General features: G+C 72.3%; 16 protein-coding genes and 1 riboswitch. Of the genes, 6 read left to right on the forward strand and 10 right to left on the reverse strand.

Annotated features, from left to right (window positions below):
• Nucleotides 1-231: 231 nt before the first annotated feature.
• Entirely contained in the window at nucleotides 232-1,674 is a 1,443-nt protein-coding gene (gene gndA, locus AB0B86_RS12060) for an NADP-dependent phosphogluconate dehydrogenase (protein ID WP_357410613.1), read from the reverse strand.
• A 104-nt stretch (nucleotides 1,675-1,778) separates the two neighbouring features.
• Nucleotides 1,779-2,078, reverse strand: coding sequence for an MTH1187 family thiamine-binding protein (locus AB0B86_RS12065; RefSeq protein WP_357417733.1), 300 nt, complete (start codon nucleotides 2,076-2,078; stop codon nucleotides 1,779-1,781).
• Between the two features lie 291 nt (nucleotides 2,079-2,369).
• Between AB0B86_RS12065 and AB0B86_RS12070 the strand changes: the two genes are divergently transcribed.
• The gene (locus tag AB0B86_RS12070; RefSeq protein ID WP_357410615.1) at nucleotides 2,370-2,756 is read left to right on the forward strand and encodes a hypothetical protein; all 387 of its coding nucleotides are present in this window, start codon (nucleotides 2,370-2,372) and stop codon (nucleotides 2,754-2,756) included.
• A gap of 307 nt (nucleotides 2,757-3,063) precedes the next feature.
• Here AB0B86_RS12070 and AB0B86_RS12075 read toward each other — a convergent pair whose 3' ends face one another.
• From AB0B86_RS12075 to AB0B86_RS12085, 3 genes are all read right to left on the reverse strand, one after another.
• Nucleotides 3,064-3,864, reverse strand: a complete 801-nt coding sequence (locus AB0B86_RS12075) for an energy-coupling factor transporter transmembrane component T (protein WP_357410617.1) — start codon at nucleotides 3,862-3,864, stop codon at nucleotides 3,064-3,066.
• Nucleotides 3,861-5,291 carry an ABC transporter ATP-binding protein gene (locus tag AB0B86_RS12080; protein ID WP_357417736.1) on the reverse strand — a complete coding sequence of 477 codons (1,431 nt, stop codon included), beginning with the start codon at nucleotides 5,289-5,291 and terminating at the stop codon, nucleotides 3,861-3,863. The genes AB0B86_RS12075 and AB0B86_RS12080 overlap by 4 nt, the downstream gene beginning before the upstream one ends.
• 112 nt (nucleotides 5,292-5,403) lie before the next feature.
• A complete protein-coding gene (locus AB0B86_RS12085) occupies nucleotides 5,404-5,997 on the reverse strand; it encodes an ECF transporter S component (RefSeq protein WP_357410621.1) in 594 nt (197 codons plus the stop codon).
• A 75-nt stretch (nucleotides 5,998-6,072) separates the two neighbouring features.
• Nucleotides 6,073-6,177: riboswitch (TPP riboswitch) on the reverse strand.
• A gap of 106 nt (nucleotides 6,178-6,283) precedes the next feature.
• Here AB0B86_RS12085 and AB0B86_RS12090 point away from each other — a divergent pair.
• The 5 genes from AB0B86_RS12090 (at nucleotide 6,284) to AB0B86_RS12110 (ending at nucleotide 11,476) form a co-directional block, all read left to right on the forward strand.
• Entirely contained in the window at nucleotides 6,284-7,114 is an 831-nt protein-coding gene (locus tag AB0B86_RS12090; protein ID WP_357417739.1) for an alpha/beta fold hydrolase, read from the forward strand.
• Nucleotides 7,115-7,143: 29 nt separating this feature from the next.
• Complete coding sequence (locus AB0B86_RS12095) at nucleotides 7,144-7,950, forward strand: AAC(3) family N-acetyltransferase (RefSeq protein WP_357417741.1); 807 nt, start codon at nucleotides 7,144-7,146, stop codon at nucleotides 7,948-7,950.
• Complete coding sequence (locus AB0B86_RS12100; protein ID WP_357417743.1) at nucleotides 7,947-8,696, forward strand: SIS domain-containing protein; 750 nt, start codon at nucleotides 7,947-7,949, stop codon at nucleotides 8,694-8,696. The genes AB0B86_RS12095 and AB0B86_RS12100 overlap by 4 nt, the downstream gene beginning before the upstream one ends.
• A gap of 168 nt (nucleotides 8,697-8,864) precedes the next feature.
• A complete protein-coding gene (locus AB0B86_RS12105; RefSeq protein ID WP_357410629.1) occupies nucleotides 8,865-9,368 on the forward strand; it encodes a DUF6328 family protein in 504 nt (167 codons plus the stop codon).
• Nucleotides 9,369-9,469: 101 nt separating this feature from the next.
• On the forward strand, nucleotides 9,470-11,476 hold the full coding sequence (locus AB0B86_RS12110) for an acyl-CoA dehydrogenase family protein (protein WP_357417745.1): 2,007 nt from the start codon (nucleotides 9,470-9,472) through the stop codon (nucleotides 11,474-11,476).
• Nucleotides 11,477-11,534: 58 nt separating this feature from the next.
• Here the strand turns inward: AB0B86_RS12110 and AB0B86_RS12115 are convergent, their stop codons facing one another.
• The 5 genes from AB0B86_RS12115 to AB0B86_RS12135 form a co-directional block, all read right to left on the reverse strand.
• Entirely contained in the window at nucleotides 11,535-11,702 is a 168-nt protein-coding gene (locus AB0B86_RS12115) for a hypothetical protein (RefSeq protein ID WP_357410633.1), read from the reverse strand.
• 64 nt (nucleotides 11,703-11,766) lie between these two features.
• Nucleotides 11,767-12,375 carry a hypothetical protein gene (locus tag AB0B86_RS12120; RefSeq protein ID WP_357410635.1) on the reverse strand — a complete coding sequence of 203 codons (609 nt, stop codon included), beginning with the start codon at nucleotides 12,373-12,375 and terminating at the stop codon, nucleotides 11,767-11,769.
• A gap of 216 nt (nucleotides 12,376-12,591) precedes the next feature.
• Nucleotides 12,592-12,990, reverse strand: a complete 399-nt coding sequence (locus AB0B86_RS12125) for a Fur family transcriptional regulator (protein ID WP_357410637.1) — start codon at nucleotides 12,988-12,990, stop codon at nucleotides 12,592-12,594.
• On the reverse strand, nucleotides 12,987-13,286 hold the full coding sequence (locus AB0B86_RS12130) for a metalloregulator ArsR/SmtB family transcription factor (protein ID WP_355030824.1): 300 nt from the start codon (nucleotides 13,284-13,286) through the stop codon (nucleotides 12,987-12,989). The genes AB0B86_RS12125 and AB0B86_RS12130 overlap by 4 nt, the downstream gene beginning before the upstream one ends.
• 37 nt (nucleotides 13,287-13,323) lie before the next feature.
• Entirely contained in the window at nucleotides 13,324-14,196 is an 873-nt protein-coding gene (locus tag AB0B86_RS12135; RefSeq protein ID WP_357410639.1) for a metal ABC transporter permease, read from the reverse strand.
• Nucleotides 14,197-14,199: the final 3 nt, after the last annotated feature.

Raw genomic sequence — 14,199 nt, forward strand, 5'->3', positions numbered from 1 at the left:
CGCCCGCGCATCCGCCGTCTCCCGTGCCGCGCCGTCTCCCATGATCGTGCCGCAACATGGATGTAGTGGCCTCCCATCATCGGGAGGCCACTACATCAGGGATCGAGCACGATCTTGCCGTGGGCCGTGGGCCGTGGGCCGTGGGCCGTGGGCCGTGGGCCGTGGGCCGTGGGCCGTGGGCCGTGGGCCGTGGGCCGTGGGTTGCGGTGCGGGCCGTCGGCCCTGGGTTGTTTACGCCGGGGACTCGGTCTTGTCGCCGGCCCAGGTGGTGTGGAACGAGCCCTCGCGGTCCACCCGCTGGTAGGTGTGCGCGCCGAAATTGTCCCGCAGGCCCTGGATCAACGCGGCGGGCAGGCGCTCGGCGCGCAGCGCGTCGAAATACGCCAACGACGAGGAGAACGCCGGCGTCGGCACACCCGCCCTGGTCGCGTCGGCCACCACCCGCCGCCAGCTCGGCACGCCAGCGGCGACGGCCTCGGCGAAGTACGGCGCCACCAGCAGCGTCGGCAGGTCAGGCTTCTCGTCGTACGCCTCGCGGATCCGGTCCAGGAAGCGGGCTCGGATGATGCAGCCGCCCCGCCAGATCGTGGCCGTGCCGCCGAGGTCGATGTCCCAGTCGAACTCCTGGCTGCCGGCGCGGATGTGGTCGAAGCCCTGCGCGTACGCGACGATCTTGGAAGCGAGCAGCGCCCGGCGGACGTCCTCGACGAACGCGTCCCGGTCGGCGACCTGCCACTGCTCACCCGAGTCCGGGAACGCCCGCCGGGCCGCCTCGCGCTGGTCGACGTGCCCGGAGAGCGAGCGGGCGAAGGTCGCCTCGGCGATCCCGGTGATCGGAATGCCCAGGTCAAGGGCGCTCTGCACGGTCCAGCGGCCGGTGCCCTTCTGCTCGGCCCGGTCCTGCACGATGTCGACGAACGGACGGCCCGTCGCCGCGTCGGTGTGCGCGAGCACATCGGCGGTGATCTCGATGAGGAACGACTCCAACTCGCCGCCGTTCCAGTCGCGGAAGATCTCCGCGATCTCCGCCGGCTTCGCGCCCAGACCGGCCCGGAGCAGGTCGTACGCCTCGGCGATGAGCTGCATGTCGGCGTACTCGATGCCGTTGTGCACCATCTTGACGAAGTGCCCGGCGCCGTCCGGACCGACGTGCATGCAGCACGACACGCCGTCCACCTGGGCGGCGATCTTCTCGAACATCGGCCCGAGCTTGGCGTACGACTCGGCGGAGCCGCCGGGCATGATGCTCGGCCCGAGCAGCGCGCCCTCCTCGCCACCGGAGACGCCGGTGCCACTGAAGTGCAGCCCCTGCGCGCGCAGCGCCTCCTCCCGACGACGGGTGTCGGCGAAGTGGGCGTTGCCGCAGTCGACGATGATGTCGCCCTCCTCCAGCAGCGGCACCAACTCGTCGATCACCGCGTCGGTGGGCGCACCCGCCTTGACCATCACGATCACCGCGCGGGGCCGTTCCAGCGACGCCACGAAGTCAGCCATCGTCTCGCCGGGCACGAACGTGCCCTCGTCGCCGTGCTCGGCGATCAGGCTCCGGGTACGCGCCGGCGTCCGGTTGTGCACCGCCACCGTGAAGCCGTTGCGGGCCAGGTTGCGGGCCAGATTCCGGCCCATCACCGCCAACCCGGTCACACCGATCTGCGCCGTCGCCTGCTCAGCCATTCGTGCCGCCACCTCTCGCCGTCGAACTTCCGTGCTTGGACCGTATCGCGGTGCGGCGAAACGTGGGCATGTCGTCTCGACAGCCGGTTATCGGCAAATGATGCTCAGCTTTGCCGGGCCAGACGATCCTCCACATGAGCCACCTTCGCGGTGAGCGCGTCCGTCACCCCCGGGCGGACGTCGGCCTTGAGCACCACGCTCACCCGGGGCGCCTGCGCGGCAACCACGTCGACCGCCCGCTTGACGACCGCCATCACCTCGTCCCACTCACCCTCGATCGTGGTGAACATGGCGTCGGTGCGGTTGGGCAGGCCCGAGTCGCGGACCACGCGTACCGCCTCGGCGACCAGGTCACCGACGGACTCACCGACACCGAGCGGGGTTACCGAGAACGCGATAAGCATGCCGTCGATGGTGCCAGGAAAATCGACTGCGCCGACGAACGACCAGCCGATAGTGTGCGGGCATGCGCTACTGACGCCCCTTCTCCGAGCCGGCCCGCCGCCCCGCGTCGCGGTCCGTGCGCTCCCGGGCGTCCCGCATCCCACCCGCAGTTCGGCGGCGCTGGCGCGACCCGACCCCCGGTGAGCAGTCTCTCTCCCGTTCGACCGTCGCGCCGCGGCGGTCACCAGCCGATCCGACCGGCCGCCGAGACGCGGGACCGGCCGAGCCGGTCGGCACCGAAGGAGGCCCGGATGCCTGCCAGGCGCAATCCGAAGAAGTCCCGTACCCCCCGTGCGACGCCGCTCGGCATCGACCCGGCGGCCGAACGCGGCCCGCACCCGCCCACCCGCCCCGACCTCGCCGTCGAACCGATCGAGCCGGCGCTGCCGGCGGCGGCCGTCCCGGACGCGTTGGCGTTGCCGGTCGACGTGCCTGCGGCGGTCGACAACGCGTTGGCGTTGCCGGTCGACGTGCCGGTGGCGGTCGACGCGCCGCCGGTGGAAGGTCTGCCGAAGACAGCCGGGCGACCGCCGGCACCGACGGCCGGTCCGCCGCAGGGTGGCGGCAACCGCTCGGGCGGCGGCGGTCGCGGCCAGCAGGCCGGCCAGACCCGCCGCTACGCCTTCCGCCGCAGCTGACCGATCCGCGCCATCCCATCACGCTGGAGGCGCCGGAGGGTGACAGCAACATCAGGGATGTAGTGGCCTCGGTCGCCGACGAGACCACAACATCCCTGATGTTGTGCCGATCTTGCCCGAGGACAGCGAAGGACGCGCGGGGCGGCGAAGGATGCGCGGGGCGGCGAACGGCGCGCGGGGCGGCGAACGGCGCGCGGGGCGGCGAACGGCGCGCGGGGTGGCGCGGGCTGCGGACAGCGGGCGGGCGGCGAGCAGCGGGCGGCGTGTGCCGGGCGAGTCGGCGTCGTGCGGGCGCCCGGCGGAGGGCTCAGCCGATCAGGGGGCGGAACGTGCCGACCAGGATGCTTGTCGTGAGGGCGGCGCCGGCCAGCACGGCGGACCCGGCGATGAGCAGCGCGTCGGCGCGGGTGAAGCGTTGGTGGCGGGCCACGGTCCGGGGCGTGCCGGCGTCGAAGCCGCGGGCGTCCATCGCGACGGCCAGCCGGGTGCCCCGGCGGATCGCCCCGACGAGCAGCGCGAACGCGGTGGAGGCGAACAGGCGCAGCTTCGCGAGCGGGTTGCGTCCCGCGTCCACGCCGCGCGCACGGCGGGCCATGCTGATCATCTGCCACTCCTGACCGAGCAGCGGCACCAGACGAAACGCGGCGAGTGCCCCGATGGCGAACCGGGCTGGCGCCCTGGCGTTCTGGATCAACGCGTCGGCCAGGTCGGTGGGGTCGGTGGTCGCGAAGACGATCACACCGGGCAGGGCCACCGCGAAGACGCGCAGCACCAGCCCGAGGGCGGTGAGCAGCACGCCGGTGGTCACCAGTACCGGTCCCGCGTCCAGGAGGACCCGGCCGGACCGGTCGGCGGCGAACAGCACCAGGGTGACCAGGATGCCGGCGGCGCTGAGCAGCAGCGGCCAGGCCCGCCGGGCCAGCATCAGGTAGCCGATGCCGAACAGCGGCAGCACGGCGAGTTCGAGGGCGATGGCGATCGCCGGAGCCAGTGGGTCCAGGGTGGCGAGCAGGGTGAAGGAGAAGACCAGCGCCGCGGCGACCTTCGCCACCGGGTTGCGGCGGGCCAACGGCGCACCGGGCGCGGCGATCGGCTCGATGGTGATCATCGGGTGTGGTCCGGGGCGCGTCGCAGGGTGACGGTTCGGTCGGCGAGCGCGGCCACGAAGTCCGCGTCGTGGGTGACCGCGACCACGCCGTGCCCGGCGTCGCGGAGGTCGGCGAGGAGATCGACGAGCTCCCGCCAGGTCCGCCGGTCCTGACCGAAGGTGGGCTCGTCGCAGATCAGCAGGCGGGGCGCGGTGGCCAGGGCGGTCGCCACGCTCAGCCGCCGCGCCTCCCCGCCGGAGAGGGTGTACGGGTTGGCCGCGGCGAGGCGGACCAGTCGCAGCCGTTCCAGCAGCCCGGTCACTGTCTCCTTGACGGCAGTCTCGGGTTGACCGGTCCGGCGCGGGCCGAGCGCCAACTCGTCGAAGACGGTGCTTGTGACGAACTGGTGCTCCGGATCCTGGAAGACCGACCCGATCCGGCGGGCGAGTGCGGGAGCCCGCCAGCGGTGCGGGGGAGTGCGGTGGTCGGCGCCGGCCAGCTCGACGGATGCGGTGACCCGTCCGGCGCCCGGCTTGAGCAACCCGCCGAGCAGCAACGCCAGGGTGGACTTGCCGGCGCCGTTGGGTCCGCGTACGGCGAGTGCCTCACCGGCGCGTACCGCAAGGTCGGTGTGGCTCAGCCGGGGCGGCAGGCCGAGCCGGTCGGCGGTGAGCAACAGGTCGCCCGGCGCGGCGGTGGCCGGCCGGGAGGGGACGGGGTGACCGGGCACCCAGACCCCCTCGGCGGCCAGCGCGGCACCGTGGGCGGCGAAGACCGCATCGGGGGTGCCGTCCGCCCGCACCCCGCCGCCCGGTTCCAGGACCACCACCCGGTCGACCAGGGGCAGCGCCTCGGCGACCCGGTGCTCGACCAGGATCAGCGTGGTGTCGGCGTGCAGCGCGCCGGCCACCGCCTGGCGGACCAGGTCGGCCCCGGCCGGATCGAGGTTGGCGGTCGGCTCGTCGAGCAGCAGCAGTTCGGGACGCAGCGCAAGCGCACCGGCCAGGGCCAGGCGTTGCTGCTCGCCGCCGGAGAGGGCGGCGGTGCGGCGATCCTGGGGGTACGGAAAGCCGACCCGGTGCAGCGCCTCGTCCACCCGGGGCCAGATCTCGTCGGTCGGTACGCCACGGTTTTCCAGCCCGAACGCGACGTCGTCGCCGCAGCGCGCCATCACCAGCTGGGTTTCCGGGTCCTGGAAGACGATGCCGACCCGTTCCCGTCCTTTGCGTGGGTCCAGACCGTCGATCTCGACGATGCCCTCCTGCTCGCCGGAATCGTCGGGCAGCAGCCCCGCCAGTGCGCTGAGCAGGGTGCTCTTACCGGCCCCGGAGGGCCCGAGCAGCAGTACCCGCTCCCCAGCCTCGACCCGGAGGTCAACGCCGCGCAGGGCCCAGGCCCGCCGCCCGGCGTGCCGCCACCCGAACCCGCGCAGGACCACCGCGCCCACCCGACCCCCTCCCATCCCTCGGGCTCCACCCTGCATGGTCGATCATGAGGTTGACGGTGGTTCTGAAGATCCACCCGCCCGTCAACCTCATGATCGACACGAGTGGGCCGGGTTAGATCAGGGCCCGGTCGCGGGCTACCGGGAAGCGGTCCAGGACACCGGTTCTGGCCAGGGCCTGGGTCAGCAGCCAGCCGCCGGCGCCGGCGATCACGGTGGCGCTGACGATGGTGATCAGCGCATACGGGATGCGGTAGTCGACCAACGCGTAGTCGACGTTCCAGATGAAGAAGTCGAAAAGCGCGGCGCTGAGACCGGTGAGCGCGCCGGCCAGCATCGCCGTCGGCAGCCGGTACGACCGGTAGCGGAAGGCGGCGAACGCCAGCTCGGCGCCGATTCCCTGCACGATGCCCTGCGGGATCACCGTGCCGGCCCACTGGCTGCCCAGCAGCGCGGAGAGGACGGCGGCCACCGTCTCGCAGTAGAGCGCCGCGCCGGGCTTGCGGATGACCAGGCCGCCGATCACGGCCGGCATCAGCCACACGCCGTAGAGCAGCGTCTGCGCCGGTGGGAAGAACGCGAACGCACCCTCGGTGGCGCTCCAGACCAGGCCCCAGGCCCAGAAGATGACGCCGAAGGCGACAGCGATCACCGAGGCGACCACGATGTCGATGGTCCGCCAGCGGCCGGTGTCGATGCTCGATTTCATGTGTTGCTCCCAGTTCTGCGTGCGAACCAGGAGAAGACGCACGCCGCGCGTCCGGTGGCACCGGACGGCGGCGCGGCTGGAGGTCGACCGAACTCCCTGCGCTGGCATTACCCAGATCAGGTTCGAGGGTCTGCGGGCGTGCCCGCACTCTCAGCGCTGTGCGCTCCCCTGTCGGATGTGAAGTTGTCTCGATGACGCTAACACCGACAAGGGGTGCCGGCCCAGCAGGGCTTCCGTGCAGCTCGCCGGGCGGCCAGCCGGACGCGGGCTGGGTAGGCTGACGATCATGCGGGTCGACGCGCGAGGTCTCACGTTCGAGGTAACCGCCGGCGGTCCGTCGGACGGCGTACCCGTCCTGCTGCTGCACGGCTTCCCCCAGCACAGCGGCGAATGGGACGACGTGGCGCCCGCCCTGCACGCGGCCGGCCTGCGCACGTACGCGTTGGACCAGCGCGGCTACTCGCCCGGCGCGCGGCCGACGGCGGTGGCCGACTACCGGATCCCCGAACTGGTCGCCGACGTGGTGGCGGTGCTCGACGCCCTGGGGCTGGACGCCGTGCACCTGGTCGGCCACGACTGGGGCGCGATAGTGGCCTGGGCGGTCGCCGCCGGGCGCCCCGACCGGGTCCGCACGCTGATCGCGGTGTCGGTGCCGCATCCGGCCGCCATGGCGTACGCCCTGAGAAACGATGCCCAGCAGAAGGCCCGGTCGTCGTACATCACCCTGTTCCGCAAGCCGGGCACGGCGGAGAAGGTGCTGCTGGCGTGGCACGCGGCAGCGCTGCGCAAGCTGCTCGGCGGAGTGGGCGACGGACCGCGGGTGGACCGATACGCCGCCCCGATGCGCGAGCCGGGGGCGCTCACCGCCGCCCTGAACTGGTACCGGGCGATGTCCCGCGCCGACCTGGCCGGCGTCGGCCCGGTCACGGTGCCCACCACCTACGTCTGGAGTGACCGGGACGTCGCCATCGGCCGGACCGCCGCCGAGGCGTGTGCGGCGAACGTCACCGGGGACTACCGCTTCGTGCAACTGGCCGGTGTGAGCCACTGGATCCCGGACGCGGCCCCGGGCCCGCTCGCCGAGGCGGTCCTGGCCCGAGTCAGCGCAACGGCCTGAGTCGTGCGGGTCAGCAGGGGAGGGCCATCATGACGACGGACGGCAGCGGGCCGGGCAGCCGCCGCTCGATCGCCGCGCAACTACGCCTGCTGGGCGTACGCCCCGGCGCGACGCTGCTGGTGCACGCCGGCCTCCGTCCGCTGGGATTCATCAGCGGTGGTCCGCACGCGGTGGTGCTGGCCCTGCGTGACGCGCTCGGTCCGGACGGCACGATCGTCGTGCCCACCCACACACCGGAGAACAGCGATCCCGCGCAGTGGCGCAGACCGCCGGTGCCGATGGACTGGTGGCCGCTGATCCGCGCCGAGATGCCGGGCTTCGACCCGGCGGTGACCCCGAGCCGGCACATGGGCGCGGTCGCCGAGACGGTTCGCGGCTGGCCCGGTGCCCTGCGCAGCTCGCATCCGCACGTGTCGTTCGCCGCGCTCGGTCCGGCCGCCGAGCAGGTGGTGGCCGGTCATGGCCTGGCCGACATGCTCGGTGAGAGCTCCCCGCTGGCCCGGCTCTACGACCTGGACGCCGACATCCTGCTGCTCGGCGTGGACCATTCCGCGAGCACCTCGCTGCACCTGGCCGAGTACCGTCGCCGGGGTTCGCCCCGCGAGCGGGTCGGCGCCGCGGTGCGGACCGGCGACGGTGGCCGGGAGTGGGTGTGGTGGCAGGACGTCCGGCTCGACGCGGACGACTTCGCCGCGTTGGGCGCGGACCTGGAGGCCACCGGGGCGGTTCGCACCGGGTCGGTCGGCACCGGGACCGGCAGGTTGATGCATCAGCGCGCGGCTGTCGACTTCGCGGTGCGCTGGCTGGACCAGAACCGGACGACGGAGGACGCATGACGGTGAGTGCCGAGGCCTACCTGGCCGTGGTGACCGAGACGATCGGCAGGGTGGCAGCCAGCCAGCGGGAGGCGGTGGGGCGGGCCGCCGACCTGATCGCCGACGCCGTCCGGGCCGACGGGGTGGTGCACGCGTTCGGCACCGGGCACTCCGAGGCGCTCGCCATGGAGATCGCCGGCCGGGCCGGAGGGCTGGTGCCGACCAACCGGATCGCGCTGCGTGACCTGGTGCTGATCGGCGGCGAACCGGCCGAGCGGCTCGGCCCGCTGCTGGAGCGGGACCCGGCGGTCGCGCACCGGCTCTACGAGCTGGCGCCGGTGCGGCCCGCCGACGTCTTCGTGCTCGCCTCGAACTCCGGGGTCAACGGCGCGATGGTGGAGTTCGCCACCCTGGTCAAGCAACGCGGCCACGCCCTGGTGGCGATCACCTCCGCGCAGCACTCGGGCCGGATGACCTCCCGGCACCCGTCCGGGCGCAAGCTCGCCGACCTCGCCGACGTCGTCCTCGACAACGGTGCTCCGTACGGTGACGCGACGCTGCCGCTGCCCGGCGGCGGCGCGGTCGGCGCGGTCTCCTCGATCACCGCGGCGCTGCTGGCCCAGCAGGTGACGGTGGAGGTGGTGGCCCGGCTGCTGGCGGCGGGGGAACGGCCACCGGTCTACCTGTCGGCGAACATCCCGGACGGCGACGCGCACAACACGGAGCTGGAGGCCCGGTACGCCGGTCGGATCCGACGCGGGTCCTGACCCTGGGGCGGCCGACATCGTCCGGCATCCACCCAGCCGGCCGGTGCGGTGTGAACCGGTGATGAACAGCGGATGTCGTGAACTTGTTTCGCGCTCAGCCGGGTGGGGCATTGGCGTTGCTGCCGGCGGCCGGGACCGTCGGCAGTACCGTCGCACCGGAGGTAGCGCGTGTCCAAGGAGACCGAGAAGCAGCGTTGGCAGCGAAATTTCGCCGACCTGTTGCAGGAGTTGCGGGTCGCACAGACGGGCGTGCAGATCCTCTTCGCCTTCCTGCTCACCCTGCCGTTCAGCAACGGGTTCACCCGGACCAGTGAGTTCCAGCGGGACGTCTACATCGTCGCGCTGCTCGCGGCGGCCGCCGCCACCGCGATGATCATTTCGCCGGTGGCGTTCCACAGGGCGTTGTTCCGGCAGGGGCGCAAGCCGGAGCTGGTGCGCTTCGCGCACCGGATGGCCACCGGCGGTCTCGCCTTCATGCTCATCTCCATGGTCAGCGCGGTGCTGCTGATCACCGACTTCGTGCTGGACCGGCCGATCGCCTTCGTGCTCAGCGCGCTGACCGGGCTCTGGTTCCTGACGTTCTGGGTTGCCCTGCCGTTCGCCCGCCGCAGCTGGGGTGAGGACGACATCGACGACGAGGACGACGACCCGGACGAGGTCGCCGGCCGCTGATCGAGCGGTTCTCCACCGAGCGCTACCCCTGGGTAACACCCGGGGGTAGCGTGACGGTAGTCGCACACCGAGCAGCCGCACCGAGGTTCGAGGGGGCAGCCGTGACCACGACACAGGACGGTCGACAAGCACCGGACGGGCCGGATTCCGAAACCACACCGCAGACCGTCGGTGCCGCCGCACCGCTGCCGACGGAGGCCGGGCAGGTTTCCGAGAAGGAGGCCCGGCGGGTCGCCGAGGCCGCTCGCGAGTCCTCCTGGGACCGGCCCAGCTTCGGCAAGGAGTTGTTCCTCGGCCGCCTCCGACTCGACCTGATCAACCCATGGCCACGGTCCGACCCCGACGACATGGCCCGCGCCGAGGAGTTCCTCGGTCGGTTCCGCGCGTTCCTCACCTCCGAGGTGGACGGCGCGGCCATCGAACGCGACGCGTCCATTCCAGACTCGGTGTTCCACGGCCTGGCCGACCTCGGCGCGTTCGGCATGAAGATCGACCGGAAGTACGGCGGGCTCGGGCTGAGCAACCTGCACTACTGCCGGGCGCTGATGCTGGCCGGTTCGGTCAGCCCGGCCATCGGCGCGCTGCTCTCCGCACACCAGTCGATCGGGGTGCCGCAGCCGCTGAAGATGTTCGGCACCGCCGAGCAGAAGCAGCGCTTCCTACCCGGGCTCGCCGCCGGCGAGGTGTCCGCGTTCCTGCTCACCGAACCGGACGTCGGCTCCGACCCGGCCCGGCTGGCCACCGTCGCCGAGCCGACCGAGGACGGCACCGGTTACCGGCTCAACGGGGTGAAACTGTGGGCCACCAACGGCATCGTGGCCACCCTGCTGGTGGTGATGGCCCGGGTGCCGGCCACCGAGGGGCGGCGGGGTGGAATCACCGCGTTCGTGGTGGACGGGGACAGCGCCGGCATCACCGTCGAGCGGCGCAACGAGTTCATCGGCCTGCGTGGCCTGGAAAACAGCCTCACCCGGTTCCACGACGTGTTCGTACCCGCCGAGAACGTCATCGGTGGCGAGGGCAAGGGGCTGAAGATCGCCCTGACCACGCTGAACACCGGCCGGCTGTCGCTCCCGGCGATGTGCGTGGGCGCCGGCAAGTGGGCGCTGAACGTGGCCCGGGGCTGGTCGGCCGACCGGGTCCAGTGGGGCCGACCGGTGGGTGCGCACGAGGCGGTGGCGCAGAAGCTCTCCTTCATCGCCGCCACCACGTACGGCATGGAGACCATGCTCGACCTGTGCTGCCTGCTCGCCGACGACGACCGCAACGACATCCGGATCGAGGCCGCGCTGGTCAAGCTGTACGCCAGCGAGATGGCCTGGAAGATCGCCGACGAACTGGTCCAGATCCGGGGCGGGCGTGGCTACGAGACGGCCGACTCGTTGGCCGCCCGCGGCGAACGCCCGGCAAACGTCGAACAGGTGCTCCGTGACCTGCGCATCAACCGGATCTTCGAGGGCTCCACCGAGATCATGCACCTGCTGATCGCACGGGAGGCAGTCGACGCCCATCTGTCGGTGGCCGGCGACATCATCGACCCGGACGCGGGCCTGGGCCGCAAGGCACGCGCCGGCGCCCGAGCCGGTGCCTTCTACGCGAAGTGGCTGCCCACGTTGGCAGTGGGCCGGGGGCAGAGCCCGTCTGCGTACGCCGAGTTCGGGCCGCTCGCCGCCCACCTGCGGCAGGTGGAGCGGTCGTCGCGCAAGCTGGCCCGGTCGACGTTCTACGCGATGTCCCGCTGGCAGGGAAAAATGGAACGTAAGCAGGCGTTCCTCGGCCGCGTGGTGGACATCGGCGCCGAGTTGTTCGCGATGTCGGCGGTCTGTGTCCGGGCCGCCGCCGACCGCGACACCCGACCGGAGAACGTGGAGTTGGCGGACCTGTTCTGCCGGCAGGCGCGCGTGCGGGTGGACGCCCTGTTCTCGGCCCTCTGGGACAACACCGACTCGGTCGACACCGCCGCCGCGAAGCGGATCCTCGCCGGCCGCTACGCGGGTCTGGAGGAGGGTGTGCTCACCCCGTCCGACGAGCTGCCCTGGGTGGCCCGCTGGACGCCCGGCCCGTCCACCGCCGAGGACGTCCGCCGCCGCATCCCGCCGAAACCGTAACCGCACCGCCCGGCGTCACCCGCGCCACCGCTGGGGGCGCGGGTGGTGACGGTGCCGGTCAGCGGGCGACCGCGAAGGCCAGCACCGCCGCCAGGATCAGGCCGTTGAGCGCGGCCAGACCCAGGTAGGCCGCGGGCGGGATCTTCTTGCCCCGACGGACGAAGGAGATCAGGACGGCGGCGTAGCCGAGCAGAAGGACGGCGATGACGACCAGGAAGTAGAACACCCGAAGACCTTAACGGTCCCGGCCGCGCGCACCGAGGCGGTGCGGGATCGCGGGCACGTCGGCCTCAGCGGGTCCGGCCGCGCAGACCGAGGTGGCGCAGCTCCAGCGCGGCCAGCGCGTCGACTGTCGCGTCGTCGCCGCGTCGCCACGCCTCGGCCACGTCGGGAGCGATCCGGGTCAGCTGGCCCAGCGGCTGGGTGGCCAATGCCCGCAGGGCGAGCAGGTCCCGGCCGGCCGGCCCGGCGGCCAGCTTCGCTGCCGACCCGGCCCGCCGCATCCAGCGCAGCCGCAGCGGCAACCAACCGAACAGCACCAGCCCGAGCGGGAAGATCAGCACCGCGACGGTGAGGGCGAGGGCGAGCTGGTCGACAAGGTGCTGCTGGTCCCGGCCGGCGTCGGCGAGCCCCCGGGCGGCGTCGGCGGCCCGCTGGAAGGGCGCGGTCAGCTCGTCGCCGACCAACGGCACCCGGCGAACCTTGCCGCCGGCGTCGGCGAGGTTGTCGGCGAGACCACCGCCGGCACCCTCCAACTTCTGCCCCGGTACGGCGAGCTTCTGCACCAGGTCGTGCAGCCACAGCGCGCCCCGGACCGCCGCGTACACCCAGGCGACGACGAGCAGGTCGGTGAGCAACTGACGGGCGGCGGTCGGAAAGCGATCAGCATAGATTTTCACGCCGGACAGCGTGTCACGAACGCTCAGGTTCTTACAGGTGTGGAATCAGCCCGAGGGCCCGACCGGGCGTCGACTACTCGCAAGATCGTGCATCATCCAGTATGTAGTGGCATCGCGGTGGCCCGCAGGCCCCAGAAACCATGATCGAGCACGATCTTGAGGCGCTGGTCCCGGCGTGGCGCCGGAGTGTGGGCCGCGGCGCGACGCCGGGCGTCGTCAGCGGACGCAGGCCGGGCAGGTGCCGAAGATCTCCACTGTGTGACTGACGTCGGCATAACCGTGCTGCGCGGCGACCCGGTCGGCCCAGCTCTCCACCGCCGGCCCGGCCACCTCCACGGTGTTGCCGCAGACCCGGCAGACCAGGTGGTGGTGGTGCCCCTCGCTGCACCTGCGGTAGAGGTGCTCGCCGCCCGGCGGGCGCATCACGTCGATCTCGCCGGCGTCGGCCAGCCCCTGCAGGGTGCGGTAGACGGTGGTCAGGCCGACCCGCTCGCCGCGCTGACGCAGCATGGCGTGCAGGTCCTGGGCGCTGTGGAAGCCCTCCATCTCGCCAAGCAGCGCGCTGACCGCCGAGCGCTGGCGGGTGTTGCGCACCGCGGCGCCGCTCTCGCTCATGATCCCTCCCCGGCGTGGCTGACCGCGTCCGCCACGATATGCGCGACGTGCTCGTCGACCAGGCTGTAGGCGATCTCCCGGCCACGGCGGGAACCCCGTACCACCCCTGCGCCGCGCAGCACCCGCAGGTGCTGGGAGACCAGCGGTTGCGCGGCCCCGAGCTTGTCCACCAGTTCGTGTACGCACCGCTCACCGCTTGCCAGCTCGCTGACGATGGCCAACCGGATCGGCGCCGACAGGGCGCGGAGCAACTCGCTGGCCCCGTCGAACCCCTCATAGCCCGTCGCGCTGGTCATCCCGCAACGGTAACCAATACCACCGTCATCTCCCCGCTCAGGATCGACCCAGCACTACCTCGTGGGGTTCCGCCGTTGACGCTGCGACAGGCGTCGACCGCTGGCGCAGCTTCCGCCAGACCCCGCCGGCAACGGCGACCACCAGGAAGGAGGCGATCGCCACAAGCACCACCGAGGCGCCCGGCGCGGTGTCCGCGGTAGCCGCCACCCAGATGCCGGAGCCGGCGGCGAAGAGCCCGAGTGCCATCGCGGCCGTCATGGTGCTGCGGAAACCGCGGGTGATCTGTTGGGCGGTGGCGACCGGCACCACCATCAGCGCGCTGATCAGCAGCACCCCGACGGCCCGCATCGCGATGGTCACGGTGACCGCTGTGGAGACCGCGATCAGCAGGTTCAGCGTGCGGACCGGCAGGCCGGAGACCCGGGCGTACTCCTCGTCGTGGCTGACCGCGAAGAGCGCCGGGCGCAGCGCGATCATCGTGACCAGGATCGCCGCGCCGAGCACCGCGATGGTGATCACGTCGGCGCGGGAGGTGGTGATCAGTGACCCGAACAGGTAGGCGTTGAGGTTCGCGCTTGTCGCGTCGGAGAGCCCGACCAGCAGCACGCCGCCCGCGATGCCGCCGTAGAAGAGCAGGGCCAGGGCCAGGTCACCGGAGGTACGCCCACGGGCCCGGACCACCTCGATGGCGATCGCGCCAGCGGTGGCGACGAGCACCGCGACAAGCACCGGCGAGCGGTTGAGCAGCAGGCCGGCCCCGACGCCGGTAAGCGCGACGTGCCCGACCCCGTCGCCGATCAACGCCAGTCGGCGCTGCACCAGGTAGATGCCGAGCGCCGGCGCGGCCAGGCCGATCACCAGTGCGCCGATCAGGGCGTGCTGCATGTAGGAGTACTGGAAGAGTCCCATGGG

The sequence above is a fragment of the Micromonospora sp. NPDC049047 genome, from assembly GCF_040649135.1.
Taxonomy (GTDB): domain Bacteria; phylum Actinomycetota; class Actinomycetes; order Mycobacteriales; family Micromonosporaceae; genus Micromonospora.

Coding starts and splice junctions, on each gene's coding strand:
- AB0B86_RS12135 (WP_357410639.1), bottom strand. CDS start 14,196: ATGGGACTCTTCCAGTACTCCTACATGCAGCACGCCCTGATCGGCGCA.
- AB0B86_RS12130 (WP_355030824.1), bottom strand. CDS start 13,286: ATGACCAGCGCGACGGGCTATGAGGGGTTCGACGGGGCCAGCGAGTTG.
- AB0B86_RS12070 (WP_357410615.1), top strand. CDS start 2,370: ATGCCTGCCAGGCGCAATCCGAAGAAGTCCCGTACCCCCCGTGCGACG.
- AB0B86_RS12085 (WP_357410621.1), bottom strand. CDS start 5,997: ATGAAATCGAGCATCGACACCGGCCGCTGGCGGACCATCGACATCGTG.
- AB0B86_RS12095 (WP_357417741.1), top strand. CDS start 7,144: ATGACGACGGACGGCAGCGGGCCGGGCAGCCGCCGCTCGATCGCCGCG.
- AB0B86_RS12090 (WP_357417739.1), top strand. CDS start 6,284: ATGCGGGTCGACGCGCGAGGTCTCACGTTCGAGGTAACCGCCGGCGGT.
- gndA (WP_357410613.1), bottom strand. CDS start 1,674: ATGGCTGAGCAGGCGACGGCGCAGATCGGTGTGACCGGGTTGGCGGTG.
- AB0B86_RS12125 (WP_357410637.1), bottom strand. CDS start 12,990: ATGAGCGAGAGCGGCGCCGCGGTGCGCAACACCCGCCAGCGCTCGGCG.
- AB0B86_RS12065 (WP_357417733.1), bottom strand. CDS start 2,078: ATGCTTATCGCGTTCTCGGTAACCCCGCTCGGTGTCGGTGAGTCCGTC.
- AB0B86_RS12100 (WP_357417743.1), top strand. CDS start 7,947: ATGACGGTGAGTGCCGAGGCCTACCTGGCCGTGGTGACCGAGACGATC.
- AB0B86_RS12075 (WP_357410617.1), bottom strand. CDS start 3,864: ATGATCACCATCGAGCCGATCGCCGCGCCCGGTGCGCCGTTGGCCCGC.